Raw genomic sequence first — 21,385 nt, forward strand, 5'->3', positions numbered from 1 at the left:
AATTTTTACTACCTATTTAAAATAGGTAGAATTATAATATTACAATATATTATAATTTTATTTACATGAAGCATTATAATAATTTTTTTTATTATTTATATTTAAATAATGTTTTTTATTAGTATTAATAATATTTTTTTTAGTATGTAATCCTAATTTTTTAAATAACTTTAAATCTTCTTCTTGTTTTGGATTTGATGTAGTTAATAATTTACATCCATAGAATATAGAATTTACACCTGCCATAAAACACATAGTTTGCATATTTTGATCCATATTTTCACGACCTGCAGATAATCTAATATAAGATTTTGGCATCATAATTCGAGTTACTGCAATAGTTTTAATAAAATCAAAATCTTCAATATTTTTACTATTTTCTAAAGGGGTTCCTTTAATTTTTACTAATCTATTAATAGGTATACTTTCAGGAACTTTATCTAAATTAGATAATTGTATTAATAATTCTATACGATCAATTGTTTTTTCTCCTAAACCAAATATACCACCAGAACATACTTTTATTCCTGATTTTCTAATAATTTTTAATGTATCTAATCGATCTTGATATGTTCTTGTAGTAATAATATTTTTATAAAAATTTTTTGAAGTATCTAAATTATGATTATAAAAATCAAGACCTGCCATAGATAATCGTTCTGCTTGATTTTGATTAATACTTCCTAAAGTCATACAAGTTTCCATACCCATTTTTTTTATTTTTTTAATTATTTTTAATAAATATGGCATATCTTTTTCTTTAGGATTTTTCCATGCAGCACCCATACAAAATCGATTAGAACCTGATTTTTTTGCCTTTTTTGCTTCTTCTAATATTTTTGTAATATCTAATAATTTTTCATTTTTTATATTAGTATTATACCTTGAACTTTGTGAACAATATTTACAATCTTCAGGACATAAACCGGTTTTTATTGATAATAAAGTACTAATTTGAATTTCATTAGGATTAAAATATTTTCGATGTATTTTTTGTGCATTAAATATTAATTCTAAAAAAGGTATTTTAAATAATTGTTTTACTTCATCTATTGTCCATTTTTTTTTCATTTATTAATTTCCAAAATAATATTTTTATTTAAATTAATTATTTATGATAAAATATTTAATATTTTAATATAAATGAATTATGAAAAAAAATTATTTAGTTTTCAATTCTCAACATATTTGGCATCCATATGATTCTATTACTAATCCCCTTCCCTGTTATCTTGTTTCTTCAGCAAAAGGAATAAATTTTAAATTAAATTCTGGTTTAAACATTATTGATGGAATGTCATCCTGGTGGGCAATAATTCATGGATATAATCATCCTTTATTAAATAAAACATTAATAAATCAAAGTAAAAAAATTTCACACATTATGTTTGGAGGAATAACACATTATCCTGCAATTTTTTTATGTAATGAATTATTAAAAATTCTACCAAAAAAATTAAATAATATATTTTTATGTGATTCTGGATCAGTTTCTATTGAAATAGCTATGAAAATGGCATTACAATATTGTAATTTAAAAAAAAATAATAAAACAATGTTTTTAACAATACGTAATGGATATCATGGAGATACATTTTCTGCAATTTCAGTATGTGATCCAAAAAATTCTATGCATAAATTATATAATAAAATTATACCTAAATATTTATTTGCAAAACAACCTAAATTATCTTTTAAAGAAAAATGGAATAATTATGATATTTATTCTTTTATTAATATTATATTAAAAAATAAATTTAAAATTATAGCAGTTATTGTAGAACCAATTGTACAAGGTATAGGTAATATGACATTTTATCATCCTGAATATTTAAAACAAATAAGATTATTATGTAATATGTATAATATTTTATTAATTATTGATGAAATAGCTACTGGATTTGGAAGAACTGGAAAAATGTTTGCATATCAATATGCTAATATTATTCCAGACATATTATGTATAGGAAAATCATTAACTGGAGGTATGATGACATTAGCAGCAACTATTACTACTAAAGAAATTGCTATTAAAATTAGTAATAATTATCCTTATAAAATTATGCATGGTCCAACATTTATGGGAAATCCATTGTCTTGTTCTGTTGCTAAAAAAAATATTTCTTTATTAAGAAAGAATATATGGAAAAAACAAATTAATTATATTGAACAATATTTTAAAAAAAAATTATTTTTTTTATTAAAACATCCTAGAATTTCTAAAATTAGAATTTTAGGTGCAATTGCTGTAATTGAATGTTATAATTTTATTAATTTAAAATTAATACAAAAATTTTTTATAAATTATGGAGTTTGGATTAGACCATATAAAAAGATTATTTATTTAACACCTCCATATATTATTAAAAAATTTCATTTAAATAAATTAATTAAATCAATTACATATGCTATTAAAGATAATTCATTATTTTTTTTTTAAAATTATTATATGATTATATTTTATAATTTGTAATCCAAGTAGGATTTTTACCCACTTTATATTCATACATTTTATTTAAATATCCATTTGCCATAGAAATACTATATACGATCATTGTATTAGATTTTTGACCTACAGAAATTAAATATTTATTATTATAATCTATAATAAAAGATTTTGGTTGTTTAGTAGTATAAATTTTATACATAAAATTTAATTTTTTTTGAGTATTAATTTTAAATACACTAATTGTATTATATATTCTATCAGATGCATATAAATAATTATTACATGAAGTAATTTGGATATCTGAAGACCAAAATTTATTATTATTATTTTTATAAAATAAATCAATATTTTGAATATTTTTAATATTTTTTTTAATATTATTAATTTTCCATACATCTATTGTTCCATTTAATTCATTAATACTATAGCAATATTTTTTATTATTATGATATATAAAATGTCTTGGACCTGATTTTTTTTTACATATTGCGTAATTTATCATTTTTAATGGTGATTTTAAATTATTATTATTTAAATTAAATATATAAATACGATCATCTAATAAAGCTAATGTTAAAACTAGTGTATTTGATGTATCTACATGAACTGAATGACATCCTTTAAGATTATTAAAAATTTGTATAGGTTGACTTGGAATATGATTATTATTAATATAACTTACACTTAAGCATCCAGCATGATAATAACTACAAAATAAAAATTTTTCATTTTTATCAGTAGAAAGATAATTAGGACTATATGGAATATTTATTTTTCCAATTTTTTTTAATGTTCCATTAAATAAAATATCATATACTAAAATTTGATAATTTGGTCTTATTCCAATATATAATTTTTTTCTTTTTTTTAAAATAGTTATTGGTTGTCCTTCTTTGTTATCAGTATTAATAATTTGTATTAAAATCATTTTTCCAGTATAGTATAATTCCCAAACTTCAATTTCCCTATTTGTAGCAGTAACTACATAAATAATTTGTTTCATAATATACCTAAATTTTATAAAAAAAATATAATTTAATTAATTATTAATAATAATACTATTTTTTATTTTTTTTAATATATAAAATATCCATTTTATTCTTTTTTTATCATCAGTAATATAATATGATATTTTTAAAGAATATTGATCATTTAATTTCCATTTTTTAAATTCTATTTTACAAATATTTAATAATTTAGTAATATCAATTAAATTATTTTGCTTAGAAAATATAATAATAGTATTTTTTTTATTAGATTTTATTTTTAAAATACCCATTTTTTTTGAAAAAATTTTAATTTTTATCATTATAATTAAATTTTTTACTTCTATTGGTAATATTCCAAATTTATTAATTAATTTTTTTTTAATTTTTAATAATTTATCTATATTATTAATTGAAAAGATTTTCTTATACCAAATTAATCTTAAATTAATATCAGAAATATATTTTTCAGGAAATATTGTTGGAATTGATAATTTAATTTCTGGATTTTCTTGTTCTAATTCATGCAATGATAAACTTTTATTATTTTTAATATATTTTATTGCTTTATTTAAAAATTTAATATAAAGAGATAATTCAATATTTTTAGAATGTCCGCTTTGGTTTTTTCCTAATAATTCTCCCACACCTCGAATTTCTAAATCATGTTTTGATAATTCAAAACCTGAATTAAAATTTTGATTAGAATTAATTGCTTCTAATCTTTTTTTTCCATTTAATGATATTGTTTTTTTATTTTTTATTAAAAACCAAGCATAAGATTGTATATTAGATCGTCCAACTCGACCTCTTAATTGATGTAATTGAGCTAATCCAAAATATTCTGCATCTTCTATAATAATAGAATTAACTGACGGTATATCAATACCTATTTCTATAATAGTAGTACATATTAATATTTGAAACTTTTTTTTTAAAAAATTATTCATTATTTTTTTTAAGATTTCACTATTCATTTTTCCATGTGCAATTTGAAATTTTGCTTCAGGAACAATTTTTTTTAATATAATTAATTTTTCTTTTAAGTTTTGTATTTTATTACAAATAAAATATAATTGTCCATTTCTTGAAATTTCAAATAAAATAATTTTTCTAATTAATTTTTTATTATATATTTTTACAAATGTTTTTACTGGTAATCGGTTTATTGGTGGTGTTGAAATAATTGATAAATCGAGAATACCATTAATAGCCATATTTAATGTTCTTGGGATAGGTGTAGCAGTTAACGTTAAAACATCAATATGAGAAAACATCTTTCTTATATTTTCTTTTTGATTAACTCCAAATTTATGTTCTTCATCAATAATTAATAATCCTAAATTATACCATTTTAAATTATTAAATAAAATTTTATGTGTAGCAATAATAATATTAATATTTCCAGTATTAATATGATTCATTAATATTAGTTGTTTAGATTTTTTTTGAAAACGTGATAAAATACCAATTTTAATATTATATTTTAAAAATCTATTTTTAAAAGTTTTATAATGTTGTTGAGCTAATATAGTAGTTGGTGCTAAAATTAAAACTTGTTTTTTATTTTTTACAGCAATAAATGATGCTCGAATTGCTATTTCTGTTTTTCCAAATCCTACATCACCACAAATTAATCGATCCATGGGAATTGATTTATTCATATCTAATAATACTGATTTCATAGCTAAGTTTTGATCTTTAGTCATTTCAAATGGACACATTTTACAAAATAATTCATATTCTTTATTATAGTTTTGAAAAGAAAATCCTAATTTAGTCATACGATTTGCATGATTTTCTAATATTTGTATTGCAGTATCATTAATATTTTTAAAAATTCTTTTTCTTTCTGTATTCCATTTTTCACAACCTAATTTATTTAAAATTATTTTTTTATTATTAAAATTAGAATTATATTTTTTAATTAAATATAAATTTGAAATAGGTATATATAGTTTATCATTATTTGCATAAAGTATAGTAATGTATTCATTTAAAATATTATTATGTTTAATAATACTTAATCCTTTATATTGTCCAATGCCATATTTAATATGAATAACTAAATCATTTTCCAAAAAAGATAATATTTTTTTTTTTTTCATAAAAATTATTTTTCATTTTAAAAAAAATTTGTTATTATATATAAATAATATAAATAAAAATATTAAATTATTAAAATAATTATATTTTTTAATTAAAAATATTTTTAAAATTGAAAATAAGGAATATAATAATGACTATTAAAGTTGGTATTAATGGATTTGGTAGAATTGGTAGAATAGTATTTAGATTAGCTCAAGAAAGATCAAATATTGAAATTGTTGGTATTAATGATTTACTTGATATTAAATATATAGCTTATATGTTAAAATTTGATTCTACACATGGAAAATTTGTAGGTTCAATTAAAATTAAAAATAATTATATTCTTATAAATAATAAGAAAATTATGATTTTTTCAGAAAAAAATCCAGAAAATATTCCTTGGAATACTTTAAATACAGATATAGTTATTGAGTCAACAGGTATATTTCTTACTACAAGTAGCGCAAAAAAACATATTATATCAGGAGCAAGAAAAGTTATTATTACAGCTCCACCTAAAGATAATACACCTATGTTTGTTAATGGTGTAAATTTTGATCAATATTCTGGTCAAGATATAGTATCTAATGCATCTTGCACTACAAATTGTTTAGCTCCTTTAGCTAAAGTAATTCATGAAAATTTTGGTATTATAGAAGGATTAATGACAACTGTACATGCTACTACTGCAACACAAAAAACTGTTGATTCACCTTCACAAAAAGATTGGAGAGGAGGTAGAGGTGCATTACAAAATATTATACCATCATCAACAGGAGCCGCTATTGCAGTTGGTAAAGTATTACCTGATTTAGCAGGAAAATTAACAGGTATTGCATTTCGTGTTCCCACTCCAAATGTTTCTGTAGTAGATTTAACTGTAAAATTAAATATTGCAACAAATTATAACGAAATTTGTAAAATTATTAAAGATGCTTCTAAAAAACATATGAAAAATATTATCGGTTATGTTAATGAAGATGTTGTTTCTACAGATTTTAATGGTTCTCATATAACATCAATTTTTGATGCTAAAGCAGGTTTATCTTTAAATAATAATTTTGTAAAATTAATTTCTTGGTACGATAATGAAACTGGTTATTCAAGTAAAGTTTTAGATTTAGTAAATTTAATTGCTTAATTAATATAATTAAATGTAATTTTTTAAGAAAAAAAAACAGCATGTTTAATTATTATATGAAATTATTACATGCTGTATTTATACCTAATAAATTTAATTATATAATAAAAAATATAAAATATAATTTTTTAAATTTATTATTTAAATAATTATATTTTTTATTTCTATCATTATTTTTTTTAACCATTCTTTTATTCTATCATCACTTTGTTTTTGTTGTCTATCTTCATCAATAACTAATCCTACAAAATTATTTTTGTCAAATAATGCCTTAGAAGATTCAAAATTATATCCTTTAATTGGCCATTTTCCAATTAATGTAACATTTTTTTTTTTTAAAATATTATATATTATTCCCATTGCATCACAAAAATATTCACTATAATCTTCTTGATCACCACATCCAAATAGTGCTATTATTTTATTTTTTAAATTTATTTTTTTTAATTTTGGTAAAAATTCATCCCAATCACATTGTAATTCACCATAATACCAAGTTGGTATTCCAAAAATTAAAACATCAAATTCATTAATTTTATTTATTTTAATATTAGCAATATCATAAATTTCTGATTTATTTGATCCAATGATATTATAAATTTTTTTTGCAATTTTTTCAGTATTTCCAGTATCACTACCAAAAAAAATTCCTATTTTTTTCATTTTATCTCCATAATAAATTATAATTTATTTCATATTAAATATTTTAAATTTTTCAATTATTAAAAAAAATATTAATAAATATATTTTATCAAAATAAAATAATGATTTTAATTATTTAATTATATTTTAAATATTTTATTAAATGGAAAAATAATATGAATAATTTTCAATTAGAAAAAATTATTAATAAAAAATTAAATAATCATTTATTTCATGATGTAATACCGAATGGTTTACAAATTGAAGGAACAAAATATATAAAAAAAATTATTACAGGAGTAAGTATTTGTCAAAAATTAATTAATATTGCTATTAAAAAAAATGCTCAAGCTATTATTGTACATCATGGTTTTTTTTGGAAAAATGAATGTTCTAAAATTATCAAAAATAAAAAAAAAAGATTAAAATCAATTTTAGAAAATAATATTAATATATATAATTGGCATTTACCTTTAGATATACATAAAACGTTAGGAAATAATATTCAAATAGCTAATCAATTAAATATAAATGTATTAGGAAAAATATCAGATTTAATTTTATGGGGAAAATTTAATTCTCCTATTTCTGTATTAAATTTATTTAATAAAATACATAATAAATTTAAAAGAAAACCTTTATGTTTTCAACATAATAAAAATAATATAATTAATAATATTGCTTGGTGTAGTGGAAAAGGCCAAGATTTTATAAAAAATATTCATGAATTCAATATTGATGCATTTTTAACAGGAGAAGTATCTGAAGATACTTTACATTATGCTTATGAAAATAAAATTCATTTTTTTTCAGCAGGACATTATGCTACAGAACGATATGGAATTCAAGCATTAGGAATATGGTTAATGAAAAAATATAATTTAGATATTGAATTTATTGAATTATATAATCCAGTATAAAATTTATTTTTTATTTACATAAAATTTAAATTAATAATTTAATTATATTAATAGGTGAAACATGAAAAAAGAAATTAATAATAAATTTTTTAAATGTAGTAGTTTAAATCAATTATATATTGAAAAAATTTATCAAAAATTTATAAAAAATCCTAATTTAGTATCTGTATATTGGAAAAAATTTTTTAAAAATAACGAACATGATTTTGAAAATATTAATTTATTACAAATAAATAACGAAAAAAACGTTTTTCAATATGAAAAATTAAAAATATTAAAATTTATAAAATATATTAGAAAATATGGACATCAATATTCAAATACTAATCCATTAAAAAATGTTTTAACAAAAGACAAATTATATTCATTAATATTTAATGATTTTTGTTTAAGAAATGATGATATCAATAATATTGATAGTATATTTAAAAAAAATAATAATTTTAAAAAAATATATTTGAAATTTACTAATATATATTGTCAATCTATTGGGATTGAATATATGCATATTTCAAATATTAATGAAAAAAAATGGTTACAAAAATATATTGAAAAAAAAAAATTAGAATTTCAAATTCCAAAAAAAAAACAAAAAAAAATATTAAAACAATTAATAAAATCAGAAGTATTTGAAAAATATTTACATGCTAAATTTCCAGGATCAAAACGTTTTTCTTTAGAAGGATGTGAAGTATTAATTTCTTTATTAAAAGAAATTATATATTACACTTATAATAAAATAACAAAAAAAATTATTATTGGTATGGCTCATAGAGGACGATTAAATGTTTTAGTAAATATTTTAAATAAAAATATTTCTGATTTATGTAATGAATTTTCTGAAAAATATAAAATATCATATGGTACTGGAGATGCAAAATATCATCTTGGTATGACATCGCAAATAAAAATAAAAGATAAAATAATAGAAATTGATTTAAAATCTAATCCTTCGCATTTAGAAATTATTAATCCAGTAGTTATGGGTTCTTCTCGTGCTTATATTGATCAATGTCAACTTAAGGATACGAATTGTATTTTACCTATAAATATTCATGGGGATGCTGCGATTATTGGTCAAGGAGTAAATCAAGAATTATTAAATATGTCTCAAACAAGAAATTATTTTATTGGAGGTATATTACATATTGTTATTAATAACCAAATTGGTTTTACAACTTCTAATATAAAAGATATACGATCTAGTCAATATTGTACAGATATTGCTAAAATGATACAATCTCCTGTTTTTCATGTTAATGCTGATGATCCAGAAGCTGTAATTTTTGTTACAAAATTAGCATTAGATTTTAAATATAAATTTAAAAAAGATGTTTTTATAGATTTAATTTGTTATCGAAGAAGAGGACATAATGAAGCTGATGAACCAAGTGTAACACAACCATTAATGTATAAAAAAATCAAACAACATAAAACAATTTGTCAAATTTATCATAAATATTTAATGTCAGAAATACAACTTGATAGTAATTATTTAAATAACGAAATAGAAAAACAAAGAAATAAATTAAATAGATTAACTTTTATAAAAAAAATAAATCATAATAATTTAAATATTTTTATAAATAAAAAAAAATATATTTTAAAAGAAGATTTAGAACTATTATTTAAGAAAATTAATTATATACCTAAATTTATTAATTTACATGAAAGAGTATTAAAAATATATAAAGAACGACAAAATATGATACTTAATGATCAATTATTTGATTGGGGTTCATTAGAAACTCTTGCATATGCAAATATATTATCTCAAGGTATATCATGTAGATTATCTGGTGAGGATGTTGGAAGAGGTACATTTTTTCATCGACATGCTATAGTATATGATCAAAAAAATGGATCAAGTTATATTCCTTTAAATCATTTAAAAAAAAATCAAGGAAAGTTTTATATTTGTAATTCTGTACTTTCAGAAGAAGCTGTATTAGCTTTTGAATATGGGTATTCAATTGATTCAAAAAATACAATTAACATTTGGGAAGCGCAATTTGGTGATTTTTTTAATGGAGCACAAATTGTTATAGATCAATTTATTAGTTCAGGAGAACAAAAATGGGGAATAAAATCTAAATTAATTATGTTATTACCTCATGGTTATGAAGGACAAGGACCAGAACATTCTTCAGCTCGATTAGAAAGATTTTTACAACTATCTTCTCAAAATAATATAAAAATTTGTATTCCTTCTACTTCAGCGCAAATGTATCATATATTAATTCATCAATCGTTTTGTGAAAATATAAAACCCTTAATTATTTTAACTCCAAAATCTCTTTTAAGAAATCCTATGACATATTCTAATTTTTTAGAAATAAAAAATGGAAAGTTTTATAAAATTATTGATGAAATTAAAAATTTTAAAAAAAATAATATTAAAAAAATTATTTTTTGTTCTGGAAAAATATATTACGATTTATTTAATGAAAGAGAAAATCAAAAAATAAAAAACATTATTTTGATTCGTATTGAACAATTATATCCATTTCCGAAATATGAAATTTTAAAATTAATAAATTTTTATAAAAATAAACAATTTTATTGGTGTCAAGAAGAACCAAAAAACCAAGGTGCATGGTATTATATGTATCATAAATTTAAAAAAATTATACCTAATAATACTTTAAAATATATCGGTCGTACTTCTTCTGCTGCTCCCGCAGTAGGATGTTTATGTGTACATAAAAATCAACAAAAAAAAATTATTTTTGATGCTTTAAATGTTTAATAAAGAGATATTTAAATGAATCAAACAAATATTTTAGTTCCGGAATTACCTGAATCGATTAATAAAGCTACTGTTGTTAAATGGTATAAGAAAATAGGAGATCTTGTTAAACAAGATGAAGTATTAGTAGATATAGAAACTGAAAAAGTAATTTTAGAAGTTCCATCACAAGTTAATGGTATTTTAATAAAAATATTACAATCTACAGGAACGATAGTACATAATAAACAAATTTTAGGGTATATAAAAGAAATTAAAGAAAATAAAAATTTAAAAAAAAATATTTTTTTTAAAAATAAAATTCAAAATAAAAAAAATCATTTTGAAATATCAAATAATCAAAGAAATTATCTTAGTCCTTCTTTAAGAAGAATTATTGCAACAAAAAATAATCTATTAAATAATTCTAATAATCAAGATTTTAAATTCAATTATTCAAAAAAAAAAAAAAAATTATTAATAAATGATACTACATTAAATAAAGAACATAGAGTACCAATTACTATAGTACGAAAACGAATAGCAGAAAGATTATTACGTACTATGCATAATACTGCTATGTTAACAACATTTAATGAAGTAAATATGAAATCAATTATTGAAATTCGAAAAAAATATAGTGTTCTTTTTCAAGAAAAATATAATGTAAAATTAGGATTAATGTCTTTTTTTGTTAAATCTGTAGTAGAATCTTTAAAACAATTTCCTTCTATAAATGCAAGAATTGATAATGATGAAATAGTATATTATAAATTTTTTGATATAAATATTGCAATTTCCACAAATAAAGGATTAGTAACTCCGATTTTAAAAAATGCTGATAAAATGTCTATGGCTGACATAGAAAAAAAAATTAAATATTTTGTATTACAAGGTAATGAAGGAAAATTACAATTATCAGATTTATTAGGTGGTAATTTTACAATTACTAATGGAGGAACTTTTGGATCATTATTATCAACTCCAATAATTAATCCACCTCAAACTGCTATTTTAGGAATACATGCTATTAATAATAGAGTTATAGCTATTGATGGAAATATAAAAATTGCACCAATGATGTATATTGCATTATCTTATGATCATTGCATGATTGATGGAAAAGAAGCTGTTAGTTTTTTAAATATGATAAAAAATATATTAGAAGATTTTTCTAGAATTTTATTAAATATTTAAAATATAACATATTTTAAATATTATTATATAATTTCTATTATTAAATATTTACATTACATTTTAAAAAAAATAATAAAAATATCAAAGGATATATTATGAAAACAAATAAATTAGTTTTAATTAGACATGGTGAAAGTAAATGGAATAAATTAAATCAATTTACAGGATGGACTGATGTAAATTTATCTAATCAAGGAATAAAAGAAGCTAAATTAGCTGGAAAATTATTAAAAAAAAATAATTTTTTATTCGATGTTTGTTATACTTCTGTATTAAAAAGAGCAATTTATACTTTATGGTCAATATTAACTGAATTAGAACAATGTTGGTTACCAATTAAAAAAACATGGCGATTAAATGAAAGACATTATGGTGATTTACAGGGATTAAATAAAGAATCAATTATTTCAAAATATGGTGCAGATCAAGTAACACAATGGCGTAGAAGTTTTACAGCAATACCTCCAAAAATACAAAAAGATAAAAATTATTCAATATGTCATGATCAAAGATATCATAATTTATATAAAGATAATATGCCTACTGCTGAAAGCTTAGAATTAACTTTAAAAAGATTATTGCCATATTGGGAAGATCATATTTTTCCAGATATCAAAAAAAAAAAAAGAGTTTTAGTTGTTGCACACGGTAATTCTCTTCGAGCATTAGTAAAATATTTATCTAATTTAAATAATCAAGAAGTTTTTAATTTACATATTCCAACTGGAGTACCTATTATATATAATTTTAATAATAACAAATTTTCAATAAAATATTCATTTTTAAAAAATGAATAAATTTTATATTCTACATTAATATTTTTTTTATTTTTTATAAGATGATATATGATTAAAAGAATTGGTGTTTTAACAAGTGGAGGTGATGCTCCTGGAATGAATGCCGCTATTAGATCTATAGTTCGTACAGGTTTAAATAATAAATTAGAAATGTTTGGAATATATGATGGATATTTAGGTTTATATGAAAATCGTATAATTCAATTAAAATATAGCAATGTATCTAATATGATAAATCGTGGAGGTACATTTTTAGGATCTGCTAGATTTCCTGAATTTCATAATCATAATATTCGAACTATAGCTATAAAAAATATTAAAAATTTAAAAATTGATGCATTAATAATAATTGGAGGAGACGGATCATATCTTGGTGCAAAAAAAATTACAGAATTAGGAATACCATGTATTAGTTTACCTGGAACAATTGATAATGATATTTTTGGTACTGATTATACTATTGGTTATTTTACTGCATTAGAAACTATTATAGAAGCTATTGATCGTTTACGTGATACTTCATTATCACATCAACGTATTTCAATAGTTGAAGTTATGGGAAGATTTTGTGGAGATTTAACTTTATCAGCAGCCATAGCTGGAGGTTGTGAATTTATTGTATTACCTAATATGATATTTAAAAAAGAATTATTATTAAAAGAAATACAAATTGCTATAAAAAAAGGAAAAAAACATGCAATAATTGCAATTACAGAATGTATTTGTGATGTAGAACAATTAGCTAAATATATTGAATACAATACCAATAGAGAAACTAGAGCAACTATTTTAGGTCATATACAAAGAGGAGGAGCCCCAGTTGCATATGATCGTATTTTAGCATCTAAAATGGGAAATTATGCTATTTCAAAAATATTAAAAGGATATGGTGGACAATGTATTGGAATTAAAAATGAAAAAATTATTCATTATGACATTGATGTTGCAACTAAAAATAAAAAAAAAAAATTTCAATATAATTTATTAAAAATAGCAAAAGAATTATATTAAATGATTTTTTTTAAGTGCCGGAAATTATCTATCACCGGCGCTAAATATATTATATTTTTATATAAAAATATTAAATACTTTTAATAAATATATATTATTAATGAATTAATAACGTAATTTATTCGTTATTTTAATTATTTTAGTAAATTTTTCATATATTAATGCTGAGTTACCTAATAGTACTCCATTTATATCATTAGTATTAAAAAATTGTTCAATATTATTTTCATTAACTGAACCACCATATTGTACAATAACATCATGAATATTAATATTACTATTTTCTGAAATATATGTTTTAATAAATTTATGCATTTTAATGACATATTTTAAATCTGCTGCCTGTCCTGTCCCTATTGCCCATATAGGTTCATAAGCAATAATAGAATTTTGAAATGCATTTTTTCCTACTATTGTTATAATTTCATCAATTTGTTTTCTACAAATTAATTCAGATTTATTAAAATTTTTTTCTTTTAAATTTTCTCCTAAACATAAAATTGGAATTATTTTTTTTGATTTTAAAATTTTAAATTTTTGAGCAATACATTTATTATTTTCATAATGTAATATTCTTCGTTCAGAATGTCCAATAATAACATATTTTACTCCAATATCTTTTATCATATTAACAGAAATTTCACCAGTAAATGCTCCTGATAAATTTAAATCAACATTTTGAGCACCTAAAAAAAAATTTTTTTCTTGAATTATATCTTTAATATTATTTATATATACTATCGGAGGAATAAAAATTATAGTATTAATAATACTATGTGTTTTAAAAAACATTTTTAATTTTTTTATAAAATTAGATATTAATATATTATTTCCATTTAATTTCCAATTTCCTGCAATAATAAATTTATTCATAATATCCTCAAATCTAAGAAACTAAGTTACTAAATAAATATTTATATATAACTTAGTTTCTTTAAAAGAAATATAATTTATATTATATAAAATATTATATATTTAATATAATTAATTTAGTTTTTTTATTAAGTAAATTATTTTTTATTTAATTTAAAAAAAGGATCATTTTTAAATTTATTTATAAAAGCTTGTTTTTCATCTTTTTTATTTTTATATATTTTATATAAAATTAATTTAATAATTCGATTTTTACGATCAAATTTATTAAATTTACATTCAATTAAATCATTTATATTTAATACATCTAATTTTTTTGTAATATTAATAATACCAATAACATCATTACCTAAATCAATTTTAGCAATTTTATTATTAATTGAAATAACTTGTCCTGGAACAATATCATCTTTTTTATATTTTTGAATATATTTACTAAAAGTATCTTCTTTTAATTGTTTTATTCCTAAAGAAATTCTTTCTCTTTCAGGATCTACTTGTAATACTACAGCAATAATATCATTTCCTTTTTTATATTTATTTAATTCTTTTTCATTATCATGTTTCCATGAAAGATCTGATAAATGCACTAATCCATCAATTCCACCTTTTAAACCAATAAAAATTCCAAAATCAGTAATAGACTTAATTTTTCCTTTTACATGTACTCCTCTTTTATTTACTTTAGAAAATATTTCCCATGGATTTGGTTTACATTGTTTAATACCTAATGAAATTCGACGTCTTTCAGCATCAATATCTAATATCATTACTTTAACAATTTCATTAATATGTACTATTTTATTAGGATGAATATTTTTATTTGTCCAATCAATTTCAGAAATATGTACTAAACCTTCTATACCTTCTTCAATTTCAACAAAACAACCATAATCTGTTAAATTTGTTACTCTTCCAGTGATTTTTTTACCCTCATGATATCGAGTTAAAATAGAATTCCATGGATCTTCACTTAATTGTTTTAATCCTAATGAAACTCTTGTTTTTTCTTTATCAAATTTTAATATTTTTACAAAAATTTCATCTCCAATACTAACAATATCACTTGGATGTTTTACTCTTTTCCAAGACATATCAGTTATATGTAATAAACCATCTACTCCACCTAAATCAACAAATGCACCATAATCAGTTAAATTTTTTATTATACCTTTAATTTTCATACCTTCTTGAAGATTTAATAATAATTGATCTCTTTCAGCACTTGTTTCAGATTCAATAACTGCTTTTCTTGATACAACAACATTATTTCTTTTTTGATCTAATTTAATTACTTTAAATTCTAATTCTTTATTTTCTAAATGACTAGTATCTTTAATAGGTCTAATATCTACTAATGAACCCGGTAAAAATGCACGTAAATCATTTAACTCAACAGTAAATCCACCTTTTACTCTTCCAATAATTATTCCCATTACAATTTCAGATTTTGCATATGCTTTTTCTAATTCAATCCAACATTCATGTTTTTTTGCTTTTTCTCTAGATAATATTGTTTCTCCAAAACCATCTTCTATAGCATCTAAAGCAACATCAATATTATCACCAACTTTAACTTCTAAATGACCAAATTTATTTCGAAATTGTTCAATAGGAACATATGATTCAGATTTTAAACCAGAATCAATTAAAACTGAATCTTTTTTTATTGCAATAACTGTTCCTGAAATAATTGATCCAGTTTTTGTTTGGATATTTTTTAAAGATTTTTCAAATAACTGTGAAAATGTTTCATTCATATATATTTTTTTAATTCAATTTAATTTAACAACTATTTTTACTTCATGTAAAATAGGTTAGTTAATATTTTCTATAATCATCCTAATTATAGAGTATATTTTTTAAAATATTTATTTTTTTTAATATATTTTATTACTAATTTAAAAACTTCTGTGCAATTCATATTACTAGAATCTATAATAATTGCATTATTTGCTGGTTTTAATGGAGAATATTTTCTATTAATATCTCTATTATCTCTTTTTTGAATTTGAAACAATATATTTTTAAAATTAATATTAAAACCTTTGTTTTTTAATTCATACATTCTTCTATAAACTCTTTGTTTTAATGTTGCTTTTAAAAAAATTTTAATAATAGCATCAGGAAATACAACAGTTCCCATATCACGACCATTAGCAATTAATCCAGGTTTTTTACGAAATAACCTTTGTTTAATTAATAAATTTTTTCTTACATAAGAAATAGTTGATAATTTTGAAGCTATATTTGTTACTTCTTTTGATATAATATATTTTTTTGAAAATTCTTTTGTTATAAAATTATATATCATTCCATTTTTATAAATAAAATAATTATCTAAATCATTTAATAATGATAATAAATTATTTTTTGAAATTAAACCATTTTTTTTTAAAAATAAACATGCAAATATTCTATAAATAATACCAGATTCTAAATTAAACCATTTTAAATATTTAGATAATGATTTAGATAAAACACTTTTTCCCGATCCACTAGGCCCATCTATTGTAATAACAGGAGCTAATTTTATCATTTAAAAATTCTCATATAAAATTTATTGAATGAATATAAATATATAAAATTATTTTAATTTATTTATAATATTTTTTTATAATATATTTTATTTTTTTAAATTACTAATTTTTTTAAATTCAGAAAAATATTTTGGAAATGTTTTTGAAACACAATTAGGATTCATAATTGTAACAGGTGTATTAGATAATGCTATTAAAGAAAAACACATAGCCATTCTATGATCATTATAAGTATTAATTTTTGCGTGTATAAATTCTTTTGGAGGAGTAATACTAATATAATCTTCACCTTCTATAATATTTGCTCCAATTTTTTTTAATTCATTTGACATAGCATGTAATCTATCTGTTTCTTTCACTCTCCAATTATATATATTTTTAATATTTGTAGTAGATCCATCTGTAAATAAACCTAACATAGCAATAGTCATTGCTGCATCAGGAATATCATTTGCATCTAAAGTAATTCCTTTTAATTGACCTTTCATACATTCTATAAAGTTTTCTCCCCAATGAATTTTAGCACCCATTTTTTTTAAAATATCTACAAATTTTATATCTCCTTGTATACTATCCTGATTAATACCTATAACTTTAATTTTTTTACCTTTAATTGCAGCAGCAGCAAGAAAATAAGTTGCTGAAGATGCATCACCTTCAATTAAATATTCACCAGGAGAATGATATGTTTGATTTCCAGGAATATAAAAATCCTGATAATGATTGTTATATACCATAATTCCAAAATCTTCCATAATTTTAAGCGTCATATCAATATATGGTTGAGATACTAATGTATTTTTAATAATAATATTAGTATCTTTTTTTGATAAAGGAGCTGATATTAATAAAGATGTTAAAAATTGACTAGAAATATTACTCTTAATAATAATTTTTCCACCAACAAATCCTCCTTGTATTTTTATTGGTAAATAATTTTCTTGTTCTAAATATTTAATTTTTCCTCCCCCTTGTCTTAAAGAATCTATTAAATCTTTAATAGGACGTTTTTTCATACTTAAATCACCAGTAATAATAATTTCTTTATTTTGTAAAGATAAAATTGCAGTTAAAGGCCTTACTACAGTACCTGCATTACCTAAAAATAAAGATATACCTGATTGATATTGAAAATTATTTGAACATCCATAAATAATACAATTATTTTTATTAATTAAATTATATTTTATACCCATTATTTTTAATGCATTTAACATATGAATAGTATCATCACTATATAATATATTTTTTAAATGAGTTTTCCCATTAGATAATGCAGATAATAATAATACTCGATTTGTAATGCTTTTTGATCCTGGTAAATATATATTTCCATTAACTTCAGATATTGGATTTAAAGTTAAAAAATTATTCATATAATTATTTTCCTATAAAAATATTAAATTTAAGTTTTATTTTTAATTTTATAAAATTAATATAATTTTTTTAAAATTATTTAAATTTATTTTCAAAATCTATCATAAATGATACTAATTTTTCAACTCCAGATAAAGGCATAGCATTATATATAGATGCACGAAATCCGCCTATTATTTTATGTCCTTTTAAAAATTTTAATCCGAATTTATTTGCTTCTTTTAAAAAAAGATCATTTAATTTTTTGTTTTTTAATTGAAAAGTAATATTCATACGTGATCTATTTTTTGAATGAATATTATTAATATAAAAATTACTATCATCAATTTTTTGATATAATAAATTAGATTTTTTAATATTTATTTTTTCAAAATAATCAATTCCTCCTTTTTTTTTTACCCATTTTAATACCAAACTAATAATATACCAAGAAAAAGTTACTGGAGTATTTAACATAGATTGAAATAAAAAATTCTTTTTATAATTTAAAATTGATGGTATATCAGAATTTTTATATTCTAATAATGATTTTTTTATAATAACTATAGTAATACCTGATGGTCCAAGATTTTTTTGTGCACTAGCATAAATTAAATCATATTTTTTAATATTAATTTTTTGAGATAATAAGTATGAAGAAAAATCTCCTATAACTATTTTATCTTTAAAATTTGGTTCTTCATATATTGAAATACCTTCAATAGTTTCATTTGGACAATAATGTATATAATCTGAATTTTTATGTAATAACCATTTTTTCATATTAGAAATTGATATTTTTCCATTAATGTATTCTCTAACATATATATTATTAGGAAAACAATATTTTTTTGCTTCTAAAAAAGCTTGATAAGACCAATAACCACTATTAATATAATCTGCGCAATTAAATTTATTTAATAAATTCATCGGTATTGCAGAAAATTGTCCTCGTGCTCCCCCTTGACAAAATAATATTACATATTCTTTAGGAATATTCAATAATTCTTTTAAATATTTTTTAGAATTTTTAATTATTTCATTAAATTCTATACTTCTATGACTAATTTCTATTATTGATGCACCAATATTATTCCAATTTAAAAAATTTTTTTTTACTTTTTTTAAAACTTCTTCTGGAAGCATAGCAGGTCCAGCACTAAAATTATATATTTTTTTATTCATATTTTATCTTATTTTAAAAAAATTTATAAAATTAATTAAGAAATTTCATACCATTTAAATATTTTTGACTTAATATTTCTGGTATTTCAATTAATCCATTAGAATTTTGATAATTTTCTAAAATTGCTGCTAATGTTCTTCCAATAGCTAATCCTGAACCATTAATTGTATGTAATAAAATTTTTTTGTTTGTTTTATTTTGGTAATATTTTGCTTGTATTCGCCTTGTTTGAAAATCTGACATATTTGAACAAGAAGAAATTTCTCGATAAGTATTTTGTGATGGAAACCATACTTCTAAATCATATGATTTAGTAGCTGCAAATCCCATATCTCCAGTACATAATAACATTTTTCTATATGGTAATTTTAATAATTTTAATATCTTTTCTGCATGTAATGTTAATTGTTCTAAACAAAACATAGAATTTTCAGGATTAGTAATTTGAAAAAGTTCCACTTTATCAAATTGATGCAATCTAATTAATCCTCTTGTATCTTTTCCATAAGATAAATTTTCTGATCGAAAACAGGGTGAATATGCAGTTAATTTAATAGGTAAATCATTTTCTTTAATAGTCATATTACGAAATAAATTTGTTAATGGAACTTCTGCTGTTGGTATTAAAATATATTTATCATTTTTTTGATTTTTATTTATTGTAGATACATAAAATAATTCTTCTTTAAATTTAGGTAATTGTCCAGTACCATACATACTATTTTTATTTACTAAATATGGTATATTCATTTCAATATATCCATGTTCCATAGTGTGTACATCTAACATTAATTGTCCTATTGCTCGATATAATAATGCCATTTTATTTTTCATAATTACAAAACGTGCACCAGACATTTCACTTGCTGAAAACCAATCAAATCCATTAATTTTTTTACCTAATTCTATATGATCTTGAACATTAAAATTATATTTTTTTATTTTACCCCATGATTTAATTTTTAAATTATTAATATAATTATTACCAATTGGAACCGTAGAATCAGGTATATTTGGAATTAATGATGTAAATTTTTTAATTTTTTTTTTAATTTTTTTTAATTCATTATTTTTAATTTTTAAAATTTCTTTTATTTTTAAAACTTGTTTTTTTAAATCTATAATAGATGTTTGAATATTTTTATTTTTTCCAATTATTTGAGATAATTTTTTATATTTATGTCTTAAATTTTCAAAATCAATTTGTAATTCTTTACGTTTTTTTTCTATTAAAAATAAATATTTTTTATCTAAAATAAAACCCCGAGTTTCTAATTTTTTAGAAATTATATCAATTTGATGACGTAATAAATATGGATTAATCATAATATTTAAAATTATTAAATTAATAATATTAATATAACATATTGATATATTAATTATAATTATTATATTTAAAAAAATATATTAATAATTAATATATAATATTATATAATTAATTATTAAAATTTATTATATAAATATTATT

17 protein-coding genes are annotated in these 21,385 nt (G+C 20.1%); 7 read left to right on the plus strand and 10 right to left on the minus strand.

Features of this window, described 5'->3' with window-relative positions; translation table 11 throughout:
* Positions 1-57: 57 nt before the first annotated feature.
* A complete protein-coding gene (bioB, locus tag D9V81_RS01010; protein ID WP_158349460.1) occupies positions 58-1,071 on the minus strand; it encodes a biotin synthase BioB in 1,014 nt (337 codons plus the stop codon).
* Between the two features lie 79 nt (positions 1,072-1,150).
* Between bioB and bioA the strand changes: the two genes are divergently transcribed.
* Entirely contained in the window at positions 1,151-2,440 is a 1,290-nt protein-coding gene (gene bioA / locus D9V81_RS01015; RefSeq protein WP_158349461.1) for an adenosylmethionine--8-amino-7-oxononanoate transaminase, read from the plus strand.
* Positions 2,441-2,453: 13 nt separating this feature from the next.
* Here bioA and D9V81_RS01020 read toward each other — a convergent pair whose 3' ends face one another.
* Positions 2,454-3,452, minus strand: coding sequence for a beta-propeller fold lactonase family protein (locus tag D9V81_RS01020; RefSeq protein WP_158349462.1), 999 nt, complete (start codon positions 3,450-3,452; stop codon positions 2,454-2,456).
* A gap of 36 nt (positions 3,453-3,488) precedes the next feature.
* Positions 3,489-5,543 (minus strand): DEAD/DEAH box helicase, encoded by a 2,055-nt coding sequence (locus tag D9V81_RS01025; protein ID WP_158349463.1) that lies wholly within the window; start codon positions 5,541-5,543, stop codon positions 3,489-3,491.
* Positions 5,544-5,674: 131 nt separating this feature from the next.
* On the opposite strand from D9V81_RS01025, the gene gap reads away from it, so the two are divergent.
* Positions 5,675-6,667, plus strand: coding sequence for a type I glyceraldehyde-3-phosphate dehydrogenase (gene gap / locus D9V81_RS01030; RefSeq protein WP_158349464.1), 993 nt, complete (start codon positions 5,675-5,677; stop codon positions 6,665-6,667).
* 141 nt (positions 6,668-6,808) lie between these two features.
* Here gap and fldA read toward each other — a convergent pair whose 3' ends face one another.
* Positions 6,809-7,330: a flavodoxin FldA gene (fldA, locus tag D9V81_RS01035; protein WP_158349465.1), complete on the minus strand. Its 522-nt coding sequence runs from the start codon at positions 7,328-7,330 to the stop codon at positions 6,809-6,811.
* Positions 7,331-7,485: 155 nt separating this feature from the next.
* On the opposite strand from fldA, the gene D9V81_RS01040 reads away from it, so the two are divergent.
* The 5 genes from D9V81_RS01040 to pfkA all read left to right on the plus strand — a co-directional run bounded on the left by D9V81_RS01040 (position 7,486) and on the right by pfkA (position 13,962).
* Positions 7,486-8,229 (plus strand): Nif3-like dinuclear metal center hexameric protein, encoded by a 744-nt coding sequence (locus D9V81_RS01040; protein ID WP_158349466.1) that lies wholly within the window; start codon positions 7,486-7,488, stop codon positions 8,227-8,229.
* Between the two features lie 61 nt (positions 8,230-8,290).
* The gene (locus D9V81_RS01045; protein ID WP_158349467.1) at positions 8,291-10,978 is read left to right on the plus strand and encodes a 2-oxoglutarate dehydrogenase E1 component; all 2,688 of its coding nucleotides are present in this window, start codon (positions 8,291-8,293) and stop codon (positions 10,976-10,978) included.
* Positions 10,979-10,993: 15 nt separating this feature from the next.
* Positions 10,994-12,154, plus strand: coding sequence for a dihydrolipoyllysine-residue succinyltransferase (gene sucB / locus D9V81_RS01050; RefSeq protein WP_158349468.1), 1,161 nt, complete (start codon positions 10,994-10,996; stop codon positions 12,152-12,154).
* Between the two features lie 95 nt (positions 12,155-12,249).
* On the plus strand, positions 12,250-12,951 hold the full coding sequence (gpmA, locus tag D9V81_RS01055) for a 2,3-diphosphoglycerate-dependent phosphoglycerate mutase (protein WP_158349469.1): 702 nt from the start codon (positions 12,250-12,252) through the stop codon (positions 12,949-12,951).
* Positions 12,952-12,999: 48 nt separating this feature from the next.
* Positions 13,000-13,962 carry a 6-phosphofructokinase gene (gene pfkA / locus D9V81_RS01060; protein ID WP_158349470.1) on the plus strand — a complete coding sequence of 321 codons (963 nt, stop codon included), beginning with the start codon at positions 13,000-13,002 and terminating at the stop codon, positions 13,960-13,962.
* A gap of 105 nt (positions 13,963-14,067) precedes the next feature.
* On the opposite strand, the gene tpiA is transcribed toward pfkA, so the two are convergent.
* From tpiA to serS, 6 genes are all read right to left on the minus strand, one after another.
* A complete protein-coding gene (gene tpiA / locus D9V81_RS01065) occupies positions 14,068-14,835 on the minus strand; it encodes a triose-phosphate isomerase (protein ID WP_158349471.1) in 768 nt (255 codons plus the stop codon).
* A gap of 137 nt (positions 14,836-14,972) precedes the next feature.
* On the minus strand, positions 14,973-16,595 hold the full coding sequence (gene rpsA, locus D9V81_RS01070; protein ID WP_158349472.1) for a 30S ribosomal protein S1: 1,623 nt from the start codon (positions 16,593-16,595) through the stop codon (positions 14,973-14,975).
* An 86-nt stretch (positions 16,596-16,681) separates the two neighbouring features.
* Positions 16,682-17,374, minus strand: a complete 693-nt coding sequence (cmk, locus tag D9V81_RS01075; protein WP_158349473.1) for a (d)CMP kinase — start codon at positions 17,372-17,374, stop codon at positions 16,682-16,684.
* A gap of 87 nt (positions 17,375-17,461) precedes the next feature.
* A complete protein-coding gene (aroA, locus tag D9V81_RS01080) occupies positions 17,462-18,751 on the minus strand; it encodes a 3-phosphoshikimate 1-carboxyvinyltransferase (protein ID WP_158349474.1) in 1,290 nt (429 codons plus the stop codon).
* Between the two features lie 76 nt (positions 18,752-18,827).
* Complete coding sequence (serC, locus tag D9V81_RS01085) at positions 18,828-19,916, minus strand: 3-phosphoserine/phosphohydroxythreonine transaminase (RefSeq protein WP_158349475.1); 1,089 nt, start codon at positions 19,914-19,916, stop codon at positions 18,828-18,830.
* 31 nt (positions 19,917-19,947) lie between these two features.
* Positions 19,948-21,243, minus strand: coding sequence for a serine--tRNA ligase (serS, locus tag D9V81_RS01090; RefSeq protein WP_158349476.1), 1,296 nt, complete (start codon positions 21,241-21,243; stop codon positions 19,948-19,950).
* Positions 21,244-21,385 lie beyond the last annotated feature (142 nt).

The organism is Buchnera aphidicola (Therioaphis trifolii), assembly GCF_005080705.1.
Lineage (GTDB): Bacteria > Pseudomonadota > Gammaproteobacteria > Enterobacterales > Enterobacteriaceae > Buchnera_L > Buchnera_L aphidicola_X.

Coding starts and splice junctions, on each gene's coding strand:
- serS (WP_158349476.1), bottom strand. CDS start 21,243: ATGATTAATCCATATTTATTACGTCATCAAATTGATATAATTTCTAAA.
- rpsA (WP_158349472.1), bottom strand. CDS start 16,595: ATGAATGAAACATTTTCACAGTTATTTGAAAAATCTTTAAAAAATATC.
- aroA (WP_158349474.1), bottom strand. CDS start 18,751: ATGAATAATTTTTTAACTTTAAATCCAATATCTGAAGTTAATGGAAAT.
- gpmA (WP_158349469.1), top strand. CDS start 12,250: ATGAAAACAAATAAATTAGTTTTAATTAGACATGGTGAAAGTAAATGG.
- bioB (WP_158349460.1), bottom strand. CDS start 1,071: ATGAAAAAAAAATGGACAATAGATGAAGTAAAACAATTATTTAAAATA.
- D9V81_RS01045 (WP_158349467.1), top strand. CDS start 8,291: ATGAAAAAAGAAATTAATAATAAATTTTTTAAATGTAGTAGTTTAAAT.
- gap (WP_158349464.1), top strand. CDS start 5,675: ATGACTATTAAAGTTGGTATTAATGGATTTGGTAGAATTGGTAGAATA.
- D9V81_RS01025 (WP_158349463.1), bottom strand. CDS start 5,543: ATGAAAAAAAAAAAAATATTATCTTTTTTGGAAAATGATTTAGTTATT.
- tpiA (WP_158349471.1), bottom strand. CDS start 14,835: ATGAATAAATTTATTATTGCAGGAAATTGGAAATTAAATGGAAATAAT.
- cmk (WP_158349473.1), bottom strand. CDS start 17,374: ATGATAAAATTAGCTCCTGTTATTACAATAGATGGGCCTAGTGGATCG.
- pfkA (WP_158349470.1), top strand. CDS start 13,000: ATGATTAAAAGAATTGGTGTTTTAACAAGTGGAGGTGATGCTCCTGGA.
- D9V81_RS01040 (WP_158349466.1), top strand. CDS start 7,486: ATGAATAATTTTCAATTAGAAAAAATTATTAATAAAAAATTAAATAAT.
- fldA (WP_158349465.1), bottom strand. CDS start 7,330: ATGAAAAAAATAGGAATTTTTTTTGGTAGTGATACTGGAAATACTGAA.
- bioA (WP_158349461.1), top strand. CDS start 1,151: ATGAAAAAAAATTATTTAGTTTTCAATTCTCAACATATTTGGCATCCA.
- D9V81_RS01020 (WP_158349462.1), bottom strand. CDS start 3,452: ATGAAACAAATTATTTATGTAGTTACTGCTACAAATAGGGAAATTGAA.
- sucB (WP_158349468.1), top strand. CDS start 10,994: ATGAATCAAACAAATATTTTAGTTCCGGAATTACCTGAATCGATTAAT.
- serC (WP_158349475.1), bottom strand. CDS start 19,916: ATGAATAAAAAAATATATAATTTTAGTGCTGGACCTGCTATGCTTCCA.